Below are 15,657 nucleotides of genomic sequence, written 5' to 3' on the forward strand. Positions count from 1 at the left end.
CATGGGGTGCAGTCTATTTCGGCGTGCCCGTCGCTGCGGCGTCAGGTTTTCGGTGTCAGATCCAGTGAGGTGATCGTCGTCATCCTGGTCACCAGCCAGCGGCTCTTTTGGCGCTTCATGAACAGCCGGTAGGAAAGGTACTTCAGCGACGGCACGTTCTTGGTCAGCGGGCTGGTCGACGTGGTGTTGGTGTAGATGATGACCACGGCGTTGTTGTCGTCGAGCGATTCGACCGCCGCGCCGGTGACGTCGGTGTGGTTGGTGATCTTGGCCTGCTTGTTGGGCGCCACGATGGCGTCGACGAATTTGCGGTACTGCGCCGCGAAATCGCCGGTGAGATAGGCGGATGCGCGGTCGGCGAGGGTGTCCATGTTTTCCGGGGTGTACGTCCACAGGGTGGTGATCGCGTTGGCCGCCGTGCGCGCGACGTTGATTTTCGTTTCGGCGACGGCCCGGTCGGTTAGGTAGGGCTGCACCATCGCGCCGGCGAACCCGGCGGAGCCGACGAACAGCACAGCGGCGACCAGGGCGACGATCGCCCATGCCTTGCCGGCGAGGCGTCGCTTGCGTGGCGCCGGTGCCGGGCCGTCCGTCGCCTGCTCGGCGGCGTCCTCGGTAGCCTCGGCGTCGGTGGCGTCGTCGGTAGCCTCGGCGTCGGTAGCGTCGTCGGTGGCCCCGGCGTCGGCGTCGTCCGGTGCCGCAACGGTCGCCTCGTCAACGGTCGCCTCGTCCTCGGCGGTCAGATCACCTGCTGCAGGTTGCTGATCTTCCACTGGTTACCTTCCTGCGTCGCGGTTGCCGCCCAACGATTGGCGTTCTCCAAAACCTGTTTCTCGTCCGGTGATTTCGTGGTGATGGCCGTGGCCACCATGACATTGGCGCTGCCGTCGTCGTTCCATCGCTCCAGGCCGGCGTCGAGCACGCTGCCCGTGGCCGGTTCGGCACGGGCGACCTGAAGCAGGATCTCGTTGGCGTTCTTCTCGTACTGCTTGGCGAAATCGCCGGTCGCCTGGGCGAGTATCCGGTTCACGTAGTCGTTGGCATGAAACGGGTCGATGGAGGTGAACTGCGTCATGAATCCGGTCACGTAGGTGAGCACCTCGCGGTCCCGGGAGGCGGCGCGCGCCCGGGATTCGTGGGAGCCCCACATCAGCGCACAGACGCCGATCGCCGCGACCATCAGCACCGCCGCCACCGTGGCGGCCAGCGGCACCAGCCATCCTTGCCGCGGCGGCACCGGGTGCTCGACAAGCAGTGGCCGCTCGCCGGGCGTGAACTTGCGGCGCGGGCTCATTTGCCGTTCCCCGGCGGCTTCGGCTTGGACAGTACGGTGAGATCGTCGACGCGCCAAGCGTTTCCGCCGCCCTTGGCGAAGTTCACCCGCACAGTTGCGCTGATGTAGCGCACCTCGGGTGCCGCGCCGCGCCGTCCCTGCATGAACAGCAGCATGGTGGCCCGGTTCGGGGCGGCCGATTCGATCGAGCTGTTGGTGACCCAGTACTCGTTGATGACCGGGGTGCCCTTGCGCACCAGGTCCTGCTGGGCCGCCAACTGTCCGCGGTACTTGTCGGTCGCCAGCGACTGCGCCCGGGCGAAGTCGTCCTGCAGCGACTTGGGGTCATACGTCAGCATCTGGGCCACGATCTTGGGCCCCTGCGTGGCGATTTCGGCGCGGGTCTGATCGCTCGCCCGCTGTGGGGCGTACGCCGCGCCGTAGCTGAGCGCGGCACCGCCCAGGCACACCGCCGTCGCGGCCAGCACCGCGCCCGCGGCCCAGCGCCGGACGTTCGGGGGCGCCTGGTCCGGCTGCAGGCGTCGCGCCTCGGTGCGCGCCACCATGTCGGCGAAGGTGCGGCGACGCGAATCCCACAGCGGCCACAGCCATCCCACCACCGTCGCGGTGTCGAGCAGGTGGGCGGCGTCGCGCAGCAGCAGCGTCCAGGGCCCCGCGGCCTCACCGCCGCGACGCGTCACGGCGATGCCCGCCACGCCGCGGCCCAGGCTCCAGCCGAGGATCGTCGGCAGCAGCAACCGGTTGACCAGCATCGCCAGGACGGCGAGTCCCATGACGCAGATGGACACCCACCACCACACGCCGCGCGCCGGCACCGTGAGCGACACCAACGCCAGCGTCGCCAGCACCGCCACGCCCGGCAGCACGTCGATGGCGAAGGCGCCGACGCGAGAATGCCAGGGCGCCAAGGCTTCCCGCGGTGGCTCTGGGACGTCCGTGGGTGCAGTCTGTTCGACCACCACCGTCACTTCGTCACCTGGTCGAGTTTGGAGATCCTGTATTGCCCCTCGGCGAAGGCCATTTTCACCCGCAGGCGGTAGCCGGTCTCGTTCTCAGTCTGATCGCTGGCCACCTTGACGCGGAGCGCGACAAGGATATTTATCGACCCGTCGGGGTTGTTGCGCTCGACCGCCGCCCGCACATCGGACACCTGAACGTGGATGTTCGCGGCCTGGTACGCCTGAACGAGCATGCTGGTGTACAGCAAGGCCTGCGTGCGGAAAGTGTCTGTGCCACATTCGATGATCTTCTGCTCAGCCGCGGTCATCGCGTTGGTGTCCGGCGCCTGCGTCGCCGTGACGCATTCGACCGCCGCCTTGAGCGCGGTGGCATCGTTGCGGGCGATCACCAGGCTGTCGCGGTGATAGCGCTGCGCGAGGTAGCCCCCCGCCCCGATCGCGCCCGCGCACAGCACCAGCAGCACCGCGATGGCGGCCAGCCACCCGCGTCCCACCCGCGACGGGCCGCGCGGCGCGGTCGCACCGGGCTCACCGGATTCCGCCGGATCCTGGGGGTCACCCTGCGGATTGGCCTGCTCGGCTCCGCTGTCGGGTGCCGTCGAATCCTCGTCCTTGTCTTCGGGGCTCAACGAATCGTCGTCCGTGTCGATGGGGTTCAGCCGGCTGGTGCCAGCATCTCCTTCCATCCGTCGTCTCCTGTTCTGGTCGAGTTCTCGACGGAGTATTTAACCCCGTCTGGCCCCACCAGTTCACCGCTTTGGGGACTGTAGACCGCCGTGGGAGGCCCGCTGGGGGTGTAGACACACGGGTTGGGTTGCTGGCCGTTGCACTGCACGCTACCCGACCCCGGCCGCGACAACGGATCGCTGGTGGGCGGGGGAGTCCCCGCCACCCGGTCCGAGGGCGCGGGGTTGAGCCCGTTGTTGATCGACGGCGCGGGGATCACCATGCCCGGGCGCACCGACTGATCGCATCGCGCTCCCGGCGCGGGGCAGGTCAGGATCTGGTTGGGGTCGCCGTACCAGGGGTTGGTGCCCGCCGGAACGTACGGCTTGGGGTCGCGGCATTCCCGCGGGGTGGCCGCCCGTTTGCCCGGGATGTCCGTACAGGGGATGTTGCGCGACCCGCGCACGCTGTTGGCCGGTGTCTCCATCGGGATCTTGCAGTACGTGCCCGTCGGCAACGGCTGAATGCTGGTGTCCGCCGGGGACCGCCACTCCGAGGCCGGGATGAAGCCGGTCAGGCACGGCGGCGGCTGGTTGATCGACAGCGCCAGGTCGAGCGCGGCCATGTTCGGGAATGGGGCGGCCACCGTCTGGGCGATCGACGCGCCCTGCGGAAGGAACACCAGGACCTGCTCGACGCCGGTGTGGTAGCGCTTGAGCAGGTCGAAGACGACCTCAAGATTGGCCAGCGTCTGCGGCAGCGACTCCCGGACGCCGCTGAAGAGGTCGTTGACCTGATCGGCCGTCGGCGCCGCCTGGTGCAGCAGGCTTTTCAGACGCTGGTCCTGCTGCGCGGACTGGGCGGCGAGCCTGTTCAGGTTGCGTGCCCAGCGCTCGATGTTGTCGCGCGATTTGACCTGGCTGTCCAGCACCGGGCCGGAGTTCTCGATGATGTCGTTGACGTCGGTGATCTGGGTCTTGAAATCGCCGACGATGGCCTGGGTGGAGTCGACCAAGCGCTGCAGGGCGGGACCCAGCCCGCCGACGGATTGCGCCGTCTCGTCGAGCAGCTGGCCGATCTTTTCCTTGGGCAGCACCGCCAAGCCGCGGTTGGCCGTGTCCAGGGCCGGCCCGATTTCGGCGGGCACCGTGCCCTTGGTGATGGTCTGTCCGTCCGCGAGGTACTTGCCGGGGTTTCCGCTCGACACCAGGTCCAGGTATTGCTCACCGACGGCCGAGACCGAGTGCACGTTGGCGATCGTGTCGGTCGGGATCTTATAGTGGCTGTCGATGCTCATCGTCGCCTCGGCGCCGCGCTCGGTCGGCTCGACGTCGGTGACCTTGCCGATGGTGATGCCGCGATAGGTGACATTCGCCGTCGGATACAGCCCGCCCGAGGCGGGCAGCTCGGCCTTCAGCGTGTACCGGCCGATGCCCATCAGGCTCGGGATCTGCAGGTAGTACACCCCGAGCACGAGCAGCGAGATGACGGTCAGGATCCCGAAGGCGATCAGCTGGCGTCGGATGAAGGGAGTCAGCAATTCCTGTCCCCCCTTTCCACCAGCGGTCCACCCGGCGCGTCATTCGGGTTCGGCGTGTAGCGCACGTCGGGGATCATCGTCTCGGGGTCACGCCCGAACGACTGCTCGAGCGCCCGCAGGGCTCCCGACAGCCCGGTCCCGGTCAGGAACGCGTTATCGACCGCGCTGTAGGTCAGGTCCAGCGTCAACGAGATGTTGATGTAGTCGCCGCGGAAGATCTTCGGCACCGTGTCGATGTCGAACGGCTGCGTGAGGATCAACTTCAGCGCGCCGATCAGGTACGGCGAGGCCCGGCCGAGCTCCTTCAACGGGCATTGCAGCGCCTGCAGGTCGGTGTACAGCGGCGCTCGCGCCTCCGACAGGTACTGGTCGGCGACCTGGCTCAGGCGCCCCACCGAATCGACGGCGTTGATCAGCAGGTTTTGCGTGTCGGCGAAGTGTTTGATCAGCGGCGGGATGTCGGTGAGCACCCGGTCCAGGACATCCGCCCGCCCGCCGACGTAGGTCAGCAGCCGGTTGGTGGAGTCGATGGCGTGGGTGATGTCGTCGCGCTGCGCGTTGAGCTGGGTGGTGAAGGTGTCCAGCTTGCCGAGCAGGGACCGGATCGCCTCGCCGCGGCCGTTGAAGATGTTGTAGATCTCGTTCTGCAGCACCTCCAGGTTGGGGATGCCGCCGCCGCGCAGGATCAATGAAAGGCTGGCCAGCGTCTGCTCGGTGGTGGGATACGCCGACGAGTTCTTCAGCGGAATGGTGTCGCCGTCCTTGAGCAGCTCGGGCGACGGGTTCGGCGGCGACGCGAGCTCGACGTGCTGCGAACCCAGCAGCGAGGTCTGGCCGATCTTGGCGGTGGCGTTCTTGGGCAGCTTGGTGTGCTTGTCCAAGCCCAGCGTCAGGGTGGCCACCCAGTTCTTCAGGTTGATGGCCTTGATCGAGCCGACGAACACGTCGGCCACCATCACCTTGCTGTTGCCGTTGATCGCCAGGGTGTCGGGCACCTGCACATAGATGGTCATCGAACCCGCGCCGCTGCCGGGGCCGCCCGGAATCGAGACGTTCGAGATGCCCTTCCAGCCACACGAGCTCAGCACCATCGCGGCCACCAGCAGCACCAGCGTCTGCCACGCACGGTGGCGGATCAGCCTCATCGCGCTCGTCACTGGCCACCTCCGAAGTCAGCGGCCGACGCCGGCCCGCCAGCGTTCGGCGCGGGCGCGGACACCGGCGCCGGGGTCGGCGCCACGGGGCCCGGGGCCACGCCCGGCCCGGGCGGCGGCGGCTGGATCGGCACCGGGGCGTTCAGTCCCATCGGCGGCAGGATCGGGTTCTCGTCGTAGGCGTTCGGCGGACCCGGCGGGGTCTGCAGGTTCGACTGGACGGGTTCGATGTTCGGGCCACCCATGAGCTCTTCCAACGACTCCGGCGTCATCAGGCCCGCGGTGATGGGACCGACCTGCTGACCCTGCATGCCCGGGGCGACGATCCAGCCCGGCTGGGTGTTGCGGTGCGAGGTCGGGGTGTCGGGCACCCAGATGCCGGGGACGGTCGTGTCCTTGTACCCGTTGGGCGGCTGCAACCGCGGCTCAGAGTAGGCCACTTGCTTGGGCAATGTCTCGGCGGTGCTGAACAGGTTCAAGCCGAACGGCGGGTAGTTGAACTTGATCGCGTCGAGGATCGGCGCCAGGTACTGCGCGCACAGTTCGGCCGACTCCTGGTACCCAAGCCGGCTGCCGGCCTGAATCGCGCTACAGATGAACTGCATCGGGTTGGCGAAGTTGGTGATCGACGGGATGGCGACCACCGATCCGTGCGACGGGTGATAGATCTGGTTGATGTTCGCCGCGGCCGTCGGAAGGACGTGCAGCGCGGTCTCCAAACCGTTCAGCGAATCCGGTTGCAGCAACGCGTTCGTCGCGGTCTCGAGGTTGTTGACGTCGTAGGTCAGCACCCCGGCGTTCTTGTCGAGCCAGGGGCGCACGGTGGTGAGCAGGCTGTCGAACTGCTGGATCGCGTTGGACAGGTCGGTGTCGTTGTGCGCGAGCCGGGTGGTGAAGTCGGCCAGGTTTTGGTTGAGCACGACGAACTGCGCGTCGTCTTGGTGCAGCGCGTTGACGAACAGCGCCAGGCTGCGCACCACGGCGAAGAAGTCGCCGCGGCCCTCGTTCAATGCGGTCAACGCCTGCGACAGGTTGCTCAGCGTGGTGTTGAACTGCTTGCCCTTGCCGGCCAGCCCGTTGGCGAACGACTCGATGACCTCACCGAACGGGCCCTTCGGCTGCTCGGCGGTGGGACCCAGTTTCGAGATGATGTTGGTGATGCTGTTGCGCAGCTGGTCCCATTCGACCGGAACCTGGGTGCGCTCTTCGGGGATCACGGCGTTATCGGCCAGCACCGGACCGCCCTTGTACGGCGGCTCCAGCTGGATGGCGCGCGAGGCCACCAGGGTGGGGTTGAGGATCACCGCCGACGCGTTGGCCGGCACCCGGTATTTGTTCTCGTAGTGGAAGGTGACCTTCATCTTGTCGCCGGTGGGCTCGATCTTGTCGATCGCACCCACCCGCAGGCCCATGATCTGGACCTTGTCCCCCGGGTACAAAGCGTTGGCCGCCGGGAAGTAGGCCACCACGGTGTTGTTGGTCAGCTTCTCGTAGAGCCTCCAGCCGACGTAGCCGACGATGAGGGCCAGCACGATCACCAGTGATCCGATGATCACCGACGCCCGGGACAGCTTCGGGAGTCGAATGTTGCGGATGTCAAAGATGGTGCTCAATTCTGGCTACCTCCCGTGACACCGCTGCCTCCGGCTCCACCGGGGTTGATGAACGGCGCCGGCAACTGGTTGCCCGGCCCGGGCGGTGCCGGCGGACCCGGCGGCAGCCCCGGCGCGAACGTCGACGGCGGCGGCACCGGTCCGGCCGGCGCCAGGTTCTCGGTACGCGCACCCGGGGGCGCCTGTGTGGGCAACGGGACGGGTGTCCCGGGCACGTCCGGCGGCGGGTCGCCCGGCCGGCCCGCGATATTGATGCCGGGCGTGGGTGGCAGGCCCGCGGGGTTCGGCGGTGACGTCATCACGTCCACCGGCGCCGGGAAGCCCGGTCCACCGAACGGCCCGGACACCGCACCCGCACAGGGCAGCGGGTTGTCGGGGCGGGGCAGCCCGTCCGCCGCCGGCGTGTACGAGCACGGCGATCCCGGAGGGACGGCCGGCCCCGGGTGGTCGGGCGTGCCCTCGAGCACCGGGGGCGCCGGGGGCGGCGCGCCGTTGGGGAACCGGGTGCCGTTGGGGTCGGGGAACCGGTAGGCCGGCAATCCGGCGCTGCGCCAGAAGTCCTCCGGGTCGATCCCACGCTTCTTGAACGCCGCGTCGACCCACGGCTGCGAAATCTGATACAGGGCCAGGTTGTGCAGGACCACCTTGAAGAACGGTCCCGAGGCGATGGCCTCGTTCAACGACGGCAGGAACTTGCCGACCTCGGTGAGCCCATTGGCAAGGTCGTCTTTGCGCTGCACCAGGATGTCGCTGAGGGTGCGCAATTGCTCGAGCACGTGATTGATGTTCGGGTTGTCGTCGAGCAGCCCCTTGACCTGTTCGGAGAAGGCGGCGATGTTGGCCAGCAAGGCGTTGATGGCCTGGCCGCGCTCGTTGAAGGCGGCCAGGAGCGTTTTCGCATTGACCAAGGCCCGGTCGATCTGGTCGCTGCGATCCCCCAGGACGCCGGCCACCTGGTTGGCCTGGGCGAGCAGGTGCTTGACCTCCTCGTCGCGCTTGCCGATCGTGTCGGAGAACTTGGCCACCCCTTCGAGCGCCGGGCTCAGGTGCGGGTAGGTCTGGTCGATGGTCTGGGAGAGCACGTGCAGGGACTGCTTGACGGTGTCGATGTCCCAGCCCTGGGCGGCCTTGGTGACGTCGAAGAACGCGTCGTAAATCTGGTACGGCGTGGTGCTTTGGCCCAGCGGCAGACTCGCCCCGGGCCGCAGCGGCTGGTTGCCGCGGGCCTCGACGTCGAGGATCTTCTTCCCCAGGATGGTGTCGGTCTTGATCGCCAGCCGGCTCTCGGTGCCGATGGTGTTGGTGCCGATGGAGAACTTCAACCGGATGTGGTCCCCGTCGATCTTGATGCCCTCCACCTTGCCGACGTCCAGGCCGGCGATACGCACTTTGTCGCCGGTGTTGATGCCGCCGGAGTCGGTGAACTGGCCGTAGTAGCTCGGCTTGGCGAACAACATCGGGACGCTGGTGAAGCTTTGGCCGACGCCGATCACGAGCACCGTCACGACGATGCCCATCAGCCCGATGCGGACCCGGTTCGGCGGTTCCAGTGTTCTCATTGCGGCGTGCACCTACCCGTCGGCTGCTGGAACAACCGGACCGTGCGGACCGGGCCGCCGGCCTGCAGACCGTTGATCTTGAGGGTGATGTCGCAGGCGTAGAAGTTCACGAAGTCCCCGTAGGAGCCGATCGCGCGCCCGATCATGTTCAGCGCTGTGGGCACCTTCTTCAGGTAGTCCTGCAGTTGGTCTTGCTGGTCGATCAGCGGCTGCTGAACGGCGTCCAGGTAGTTGATCGTCTTGTGCAGCAGCGCTCGGTCCTCGGCGAGCAGGTCGGCGACCGTCCCGGCGGCGTTGCTGATGTGGGCGAACCCCGCGGCCTGCGAGTCGCCGTGGTTCTTGAGGCCGGTGATCAACACCTCGAGCTTGTCGACCGTCTGGTCGAATTGCTGCCGGTGCCGGACCGTGGTGTCCAAGACGATGTTCAGGTTCTTGATGACCTCACCGATCGCTTGGTCGCGCTCGCCGAGCTGGTTGGTCAGCTGCGCGGTGTTGTCGAGGATGTCGTTGATGGTGCCGCCCTGGCCCTGGAACACGGTGACCAGCGCGGTCGCGATGGTGTTGACCTTCTGTGGGTCGAGCGCCCGGAACAGTGGCTTGAAACCGCCGATCAGGGCGTCGAGGTCGAGCGCCGGCGTCGTCCGCGACAAGGGGATGAACCCGCCGGGCGGCAGGACCTTGTCCGCGCCTTCGCCCTGACCGCGTTTGATCTCCAGGTAGCGGTTACCGATCAGGTCGAGGTAGCGGATCTGGGCGGTCGTCGACTGGTACAGCGGGATGGAGCGGTCGACGTTGAATTTCACCCGGGCGCGCTTGCCGCCGTCGACCAGCTCCACCTTGTCGACCTTGCCGACCTCGACGCCCGAGGCGCGGACGAACTGGCCCGCCCGCAGGCCGCTGATGTTGCTGAATTCCGCCGAATACCCGTTGGTGCGGTCGAAGCGCATCTGACCGAACACCACGAAGATCATCACGGTGAAGATCAACAGCACCACCGAGAAGATGCTGAGCCTGGTAATGGTTCCGGAGATTTTCATGGGTTGATCGTGTTATCCCCTACCTGGCGGCCCCAGACATACTCGATCGCGTACGGCGATCCGGTGTCCAGGTGGTTGTACGGCGCGATGCTGTTGCCGGAGTCCATCACCAACTCCGGTGCCGGCCACAGATCGTGGGTGAGCGGCTGCCAGCAACCGGGGGCGCCGCCGGGGCCGCCGCGGGCGTTCACCCGCGGCAGGTTCTCGGGCCAGACGTAGGGGTTGGGCGCCCCACCGACCAAACCTGCCGTGGCACCGAGCCCAAGCGTGAGCGCGGCGACGGCGACCAGCGACAGCGGGTTGGCGATCAGGCCCAGCCCGGACAGGGCCTGGGTGTGGCTGTTGAGCGAGTAGCCGTTGCCGCCCAGGAACGAGGCGGCCTTGGGCTCGATGTCGTGGTAATTGCGGACCGCGCAGAACAGTTCGGGGCTGTAGGTGTCGAGCAGCTGGGCCGTGGGCACCAGATCGGCCGCCCCGCGCGCCAGATACGGGCCGCCCTTGGTGAACAGGTCCGCGCCGGTGTTGCCGAACCCGGCCGCCGACAACAACGCCTGATCCAAATCCTTTTGCTGCGCGTTGATCGTGCGCGAGGTCACCACCGCGTTGTTCAAAAAGTCGAACAGATCCGGCGAGGCGTCCGCATACGTGTCCCCCAGCGCCGCCAACTGCTGAATGTCCTTGCGCGCCTGCGGCATCCGCGGATTCACCTCATCCAAAACCGCGTTCGCATTCACCACCGACTGCCCGAACTTCTCCCCCAGCCCGGCCAACGACTGCGCCGCCGCGCTCAACGTCAGATTCAACTTGACCGGATCGACCTTCTGCGCGATCGAGGTGATCGTCTGAAACAGCGTGTTGATCTCGGTGGTCACCGAACGCGCGTCGAGCACGGTGTGCGCCGAGATCTTCTGCGGCGACGGGTGCGCCGGCGTCGTCAACGACACGTACTTGCCACCGAACACCGTCGTCGCCTTGATATCGGCATTCACATTGGACGGGATCAGCTTCAAATACCGCGGATAGACCTCGAGCGTGAACTTTGCCGCCGGCTTGCCGTCGCGCACCGTCTCCGCGATGCTGCCGACCCGCCCGATCTCCACCCCGTTATAGGTCACCTTCGAGCCCGGATCCATCACCAACCCAGCCCGCGACGCCAGCATCGTCAGGTTGGTCTTGGGGGTGAAGTCGCCGCGGAACTGGCCGTAGACGAAACCGAGGACCAGCGCGGCGATCACCAGCGCCGCCAACCCGGCCCACTTGTACGGCGGGGTCCGGGGGGCGTTGGTCTGGATCGGCGCTGGCATGGCTACACCGTGAGCGCGAAGTTGGGGTTGACGCCATAGAGCGCCAACGCGGCGGCCAACACGACAACCTGCACCGACACCAGCGAGAAGCGCATCGATCGGCCGACGGCCTCGCCCACGCCGACCGGCCCGCCGCCGGCGTTGTAGCCGTAGAAGCAGTGGGTGATCATGACGACCGCGGTGATAAGGATGGCTTCCAGGAACGACCAGAAGACGTCGTCGGGGCGCAGGAACGTCCGGAAGTAGTGCTCGTAGGTGCCGTTGGATTGTCCGTAGAGCACGGTCGTGGTGATCTGCGGCGACAGGAACGACATGATCATCGCCAGCGCGTACAGCGGGATGATCACCACCAGCCCGGCCATGATCCGGGTGGTCGCCAAAAACGAAATCGACTTGATACCCATCACTTCCAGCGCGTCGATCTCCTCGCTGATGCGCATCGCGCCCAGCTCGGCCGTCGCGCCGGCGCCGACCGTGGCGGCCATCGCGATGCCGGTGACGACGGGCGCGGCGATGCGCACGTTGATCAGCGCGGCGAAGAATCCGGTGAACGCCTCGACGCCGATGTTGCCCAGCGAGGCGAACCCCTGGATCGCGACCAGGGAGCTACCGGACAACGTCACGAAGCCGACGATGGCGACGGTGCCGCCGATGACGGCCATGGCGCCGGTGCCCATCCCGATCTGGGCGACCAGACGCAGGGTTTCCTTGCGGTAGTTGCGCAGCGCGTGCGGGATGTGCGCCAGGGCCACCCCGCCAAACCACGCCATCTGGCCGATGTCGTCGAGCCCGCGCGCCGCGGCCAGGCCGTAGCGGTTGAGATTCTCTGCGGCCCGCGGGAAGCGGGAGCGAAAGACGGTGGTCGTCGACATGTCAGTGCCCCGTCCCGAATCGCACGCCGATCGTGGTCAGCACGACGTTGACCGCATACAGCGCGACGACGCAGAGCACGACGGTCTCGTTGACGGCGGTGCCCAGGCCTTTGGATCCGCCGCGCACCGTCAGCCCGCGGAAGCAGCCGACCAGTCCGGCGATCAGGCCGAAGACCGCGGCCTTGACCGTCGCGATGACGACCTCGGGCAGGCCGGTGATGGTGGTCAGGGTGGCCAGGTATGCCCCTCCCGACACGTTCTGCAGGTAGACGCCGAACAGGTAGCCGCCGACCAGGCCGACGGTGATCACCAGGCCGTTGAGCAGGGTGGCGACCAGGGTCGCGGCGATCACCCGGGGCACCACCAGCCGGTGGATCGGGTCGATGCCGAGCACCTCCATCGCGTCGATCTCTTCGCGGATGGTGCGCGCGCCCAGGTCGGCGCAGATCGCCGTCGACCCGGCCCCGGCGACCACCAGCACCGTGGTGAGCGGGCCAAGCTGGGTGACCGCGCCGATCGCGGCGCCGGCGCCGGACAGGTCGGCGGCGCCGAACTGCGCCAGCAAAACGTTGAGGGTGAAGATCAGCAGAACCGTCAGCGGGATCGACACCATGATCGTCGGCAGGAACGCCACTCGCATGATGAACCAACACTGCAGGACGAATTCGCGCCACTGGAACGGCCAGCGGAACAGGGCTTTCCCGGTGAGCACGCACATCCGGAAGAACCCGCCGACAAGCTCCAGCGGGGTTTGCAGTTGATCGCGCACATAGCCGACCAGGTAGGGGCCCCGTCGACTAGTCGACGTCGAAGTCACCGCTGCCCCCTCTGGCCGTCACCGCGCGCCGTCCGGCGCCGCGGCGGAACATATAGCACGCCCCCTCCTCGCCCCGATTCGACGTCTGTGACCATCGGCTCCCTACTGGCAAGTAGTAACGGAGACCACAGGAATGTACCCGATGGCCAAGCACGTGTGAACCGCATCCGCACAATTAACCCTTCGCCAACGACTGGCAAACGTTACAGCTCCTGCCCAATTTCCTTTCTGGTCCTAAAACCTCTTGCCCTAGAATGGATTTAGTCGATTTTTGCGGCCCCGTAGCGGATCCGCAGCTCAGTTTTGAGCACCTTGCCGGCCGGGTTGCGCGGCAGCGCGTCGACGATCTCGAGCGCCTTCGGGTGCTTGTAGCGCGCCAGTCGCTCGGTCAGGAACTCGTCCAACTCGTCGAGCGCCAACCCCTCGCCCGCCACCGCGGCGACCGCGATCGGCACCTCGCCCCACTTGTCGTGGGCCCGGCCGATGACGGCGACTTCGACGATGCTCGGGTGGCTGGCCAGGACGTTCTCCACCTCGGCGCAGTAGATGTTCTCGCCACCCGAGATGATCATGTCCTTCTTGCGGTCGACCACCCACACGTAGCCGTCGGAGTCCATGCGGACCAGGTCGCCGGAGTGGAACCAGCCGCCGGCGAACGCTTCCGCCGTCGCCTCGGGATTGTTCCAGTAGCCGCTCATCAAAGTTGGTGCGCGATAAACGATTTCACCGACCTCGCCGATGGGCACGTCGTTCATGTTCTCGTCGACGACCCGGGCGGCGACCGTCGGGATCACCTTGCCGACCGAGCCGCGCTTCCGGATGGCGTCCTCGCCGAGCAACATGCAGGTGACCGGCGACATCTCCGTCTGGCCGAACGCGGCCAGGATCTGGGTGCCGGGAAACCTCGCCGACATCTCCCGCAGCAGCGCGTCGGGAGCCGGGGCGGCACCCCACGAGATCACCCGCAGTTTCAGGTCGCGCGGGCGCGCCTGTTGCTCGGCGCAGACCGCCTGCCACTGCGCGGGAACCAGAAAAATCCCGGTGACCTTTTCTGCCGCCAGCACGTCGAGGAGCTGCCCGGGCTCGAACGCGCCGAGCGGGTAGATGACCGTGGGGATGCCGAGCAGCACCCCGGTCAGCAAGTTGCCGATGCCGGCGATGTGGAAGAACGGCACCCCGATGAACCCGACGTCGCTGTTGATGTCGGCGCCGTTGGTGTACAGCCCGGTCATCGTCTGTCCGGTCAGGTTGGTGTGGGTGAGCACGGCGCCCTTGGGGCGGCCGGTGGTGCCCGAGGTGTACATGATCAGCGCCGGCGAGTCGTTCGGGATGTCGACGGGTTGGTGCGACTCCCCGGTCTCGTTGACGAGGTCTTCGTAACCGAGCACGGTGTCGTCGGTCGAACCGCCGGCGACCACGATGGTGCCGAGCATCGACTCGATGTCGCGTACGCCGGTTGCCACCGGGGCGAGCACCGATTCGGTGATGATCACCCGCGCTTCGCAATCCTGGACCAGGAAGGCGATTTCGGCCGCGGTCAGCCGGAAGTTCAGCGGCACGGCGATGGCGCCGAGCATGTTGATGGCCAGCACCGATTCGACGAACTCGGTGCGGTTGAGCATCAGGATCATGACGCGGTCGCCGAAGCCGACACCCCGGCGGCTCAGCGCGTCGGCCAGCGCCGCCACCCGGCCGCGCAGTTCGCCCCACGTCAGTGTCTTGCCCAGGAACCTCAGCGCGGTCGCGTTCGGCTGCATCAGCGCGTGCCGCTCGAGTTGGTTCACCCAGTTCTGCCGCCGGGCGAGGTACGGCTGCTCTGTCAGATGGTCTGCCAATTGCGCGGTCAAACTCGACACTTCCCTTCACTCGCGCACCGCTTGCGCCAGGTTGATATTTGATAAAACATAGTGTTGTGTGGGTCACACTATGGCTTTGACGGTCCACTGACAAGTCCTCGACAAGCGCCCGTCAAGGTCCGTCAAAACTTGAATCCCGTCCCGCCAAGTCACTGAAAGTCCTGGCAGACCCTGTGAACGCACCGATGTCCATGCAGCCGAGGAGCCGGCGGCCGCTGCGGCGGGCTCAGCTGTCCGATGAGGTCGCGGGCCATCTGCGGGCGTCGATCATGTCCGGAACGCTGCGTCCGGGGACGTTCATCCGTCTCGACGAGACCGCCGCCCAGCTAGGGGTCAGCGTCACCCCGGTGCGCGAAGCCCTGCTGAAGTTGCGCGGCGAGGGCATGGTGCAGCTGGAGCCGCACCGCGGCCACGTCGTGTTGCCGCTCACCCGCCAGGACATCGAGGACATCTTCTGGCTGCAGGCCTCGATCGCCAAGGAGCTGGCGGCCGCGGCCACCGACCACATCACCGACGCCGAGATCGACGAGCTGGACCGCATCAACGAGTCGCTCGCCGCGGCCGTCGGATCCGGCGACGCCGAGACCATCGCGGGCATCGAGTTCGCCTTTCACCGGGTCTTCAACCAGGCCAGCGGCCGGATCAAGCTGGCGTGGTTCCTGCTCAACGCCGCCCGCTACATGCCGGTGCTGGTGTACGCGGCCGATCCGCACTGGGGCAAGGCCGCCGTCGACAACCACCGGAAGCTGATCGCCGCGCTGCGCCACCGCGACACCGCCGCGGTGATCGAGCACACCGTATGGCAGTTCACCGACGCGGCGGCCCGGCTGACCGAGATGCGCGACCGCGCCGGCAATCCCTTCTAGCGGCGATCGCGAGCGCGGCGCAGCCGGGCGATGCGGGTCGCCGCCATCTCCTAGCGGCGATCGCGAGCGCGGCGCAGCCGGGCGATGCGGGTCGCCGCCATCTCCTAGCGGCGATCGCGA

General features: G+C 67.1%; 14 protein-coding genes. 1 reads left to right on the plus strand and 13 read right to left on the minus strand.

Translation table 11 applies throughout. The features are described from left to right. Positions 1-41: 41 nt before the first annotated feature. The 13 genes from OCQ_RS24455 to fadD5 form a co-directional block, all read right to left on the minus strand. Positions 42-773 (minus strand): hypothetical protein, encoded by a 732-nt coding sequence (locus tag OCQ_RS24455; protein ID WP_014386027.1) that lies wholly within the window; start codon positions 771-773, stop codon positions 42-44. Beyond that, positions 740-1,294, minus strand: a complete 555-nt coding sequence (locus OCQ_RS24460) for a hypothetical protein (RefSeq protein ID WP_014386028.1) — start codon at positions 1,292-1,294, stop codon at positions 740-742. The genes OCQ_RS24455 and OCQ_RS24460 overlap by 34 nt, the downstream gene beginning before the upstream one ends. After that, complete coding sequence (locus tag OCQ_RS24465; RefSeq protein ID WP_014386029.1) at positions 1,291-2,262, minus strand: RDD family protein; 972 nt, start codon at positions 2,260-2,262, stop codon at positions 1,291-1,293. Before OCQ_RS24465 ends, OCQ_RS24460 begins: the two co-directional genes overlap by 4 nt. Beyond that, positions 2,259-2,939: a hypothetical protein gene (locus OCQ_RS24470; protein ID WP_014386030.1), complete on the minus strand. Its 681-nt coding sequence runs from the start codon at positions 2,937-2,939 to the stop codon at positions 2,259-2,261. The genes OCQ_RS24465 and OCQ_RS24470 overlap by 4 nt, the downstream gene beginning before the upstream one ends. Next, positions 2,909-4,459 carry a virulence factor Mce family protein gene (locus OCQ_RS24475; protein WP_014381454.1) on the minus strand — a complete coding sequence of 517 codons (1,551 nt, stop codon included), beginning with the start codon at positions 4,457-4,459 and terminating at the stop codon, positions 2,909-2,911. Before OCQ_RS24475 ends, OCQ_RS24470 begins: the two co-directional genes overlap by 31 nt. Continuing rightward, complete coding sequence (locus OCQ_RS24480) at positions 4,453-5,604, minus strand: virulence factor Mce family protein (RefSeq protein ID WP_009955415.1); 1,152 nt, start codon at positions 5,602-5,604, stop codon at positions 4,453-4,455. Before OCQ_RS24480 ends, OCQ_RS24475 begins: the two co-directional genes overlap by 7 nt. A gap of 8 nt (positions 5,605-5,612) precedes the next feature. Beyond that, positions 5,613-7,226 carry a virulence factor Mce family protein gene (locus tag OCQ_RS24485; RefSeq protein ID WP_014386031.1) on the minus strand — a complete coding sequence of 538 codons (1,614 nt, stop codon included), beginning with the start codon at positions 7,224-7,226 and terminating at the stop codon, positions 5,613-5,615. Continuing rightward, positions 7,223-8,785, minus strand: coding sequence for a virulence factor Mce family protein (locus OCQ_RS24490; protein WP_009957841.1), 1,563 nt, complete (start codon positions 8,783-8,785; stop codon positions 7,223-7,225). The genes OCQ_RS24485 and OCQ_RS24490 overlap by 4 nt, the downstream gene beginning before the upstream one ends. Next, on the minus strand, positions 8,782-9,822 hold the full coding sequence (locus OCQ_RS24495; protein ID WP_009957839.1) for a virulence factor Mce family protein: 1,041 nt from the start codon (positions 9,820-9,822) through the stop codon (positions 8,782-8,784). The genes OCQ_RS24490 and OCQ_RS24495 overlap by 4 nt, the downstream gene beginning before the upstream one ends. Beyond that, on the minus strand, positions 9,819-11,126 hold the full coding sequence (locus OCQ_RS24500) for an MCE family protein (protein WP_014386032.1): 1,308 nt from the start codon (positions 11,124-11,126) through the stop codon (positions 9,819-9,821). The genes OCQ_RS24495 and OCQ_RS24500 overlap by 4 nt, the downstream gene beginning before the upstream one ends. A gap of 2 nt (positions 11,127-11,128) precedes the next feature. Then, entirely contained in the window at positions 11,129-11,998 is an 870-nt protein-coding gene (locus tag OCQ_RS24505) for an MlaE family ABC transporter permease (RefSeq protein WP_008261964.1), read from the minus strand. Between the two features lies 1 nt (position 11,999). Next, complete coding sequence (locus OCQ_RS24510) at positions 12,000-12,815, minus strand: MlaE family ABC transporter permease (protein WP_014381458.1); 816 nt, start codon at positions 12,813-12,815, stop codon at positions 12,000-12,002. A 260-nt stretch (positions 12,816-13,075) separates the two neighbouring features. Further along, positions 13,076-14,662: a fatty-acid--CoA ligase FadD5 gene (gene fadD5, locus OCQ_RS24515; RefSeq protein ID WP_009957279.1), complete on the minus strand. Its 1,587-nt coding sequence runs from the start codon at positions 14,660-14,662 to the stop codon at positions 13,076-13,078. Positions 14,663-14,856: 194 nt separating this feature from the next. Between fadD5 and OCQ_RS24520 the strand changes: the two genes are divergently transcribed. Then, on the plus strand, positions 14,857-15,537 hold the full coding sequence (locus tag OCQ_RS24520; protein ID WP_014386033.1) for a GntR family transcriptional regulator: 681 nt from the start codon (positions 14,857-14,859) through the stop codon (positions 15,535-15,537). Positions 15,538-15,657: the final 120 nt, after the last annotated feature.

It is taken from the genome of Mycobacterium paraintracellulare (genome assembly GCF_000276825.1).
GTDB lineage: Bacteria > Actinomycetota > Actinomycetes > Mycobacteriales > Mycobacteriaceae > Mycobacterium > Mycobacterium intracellulare.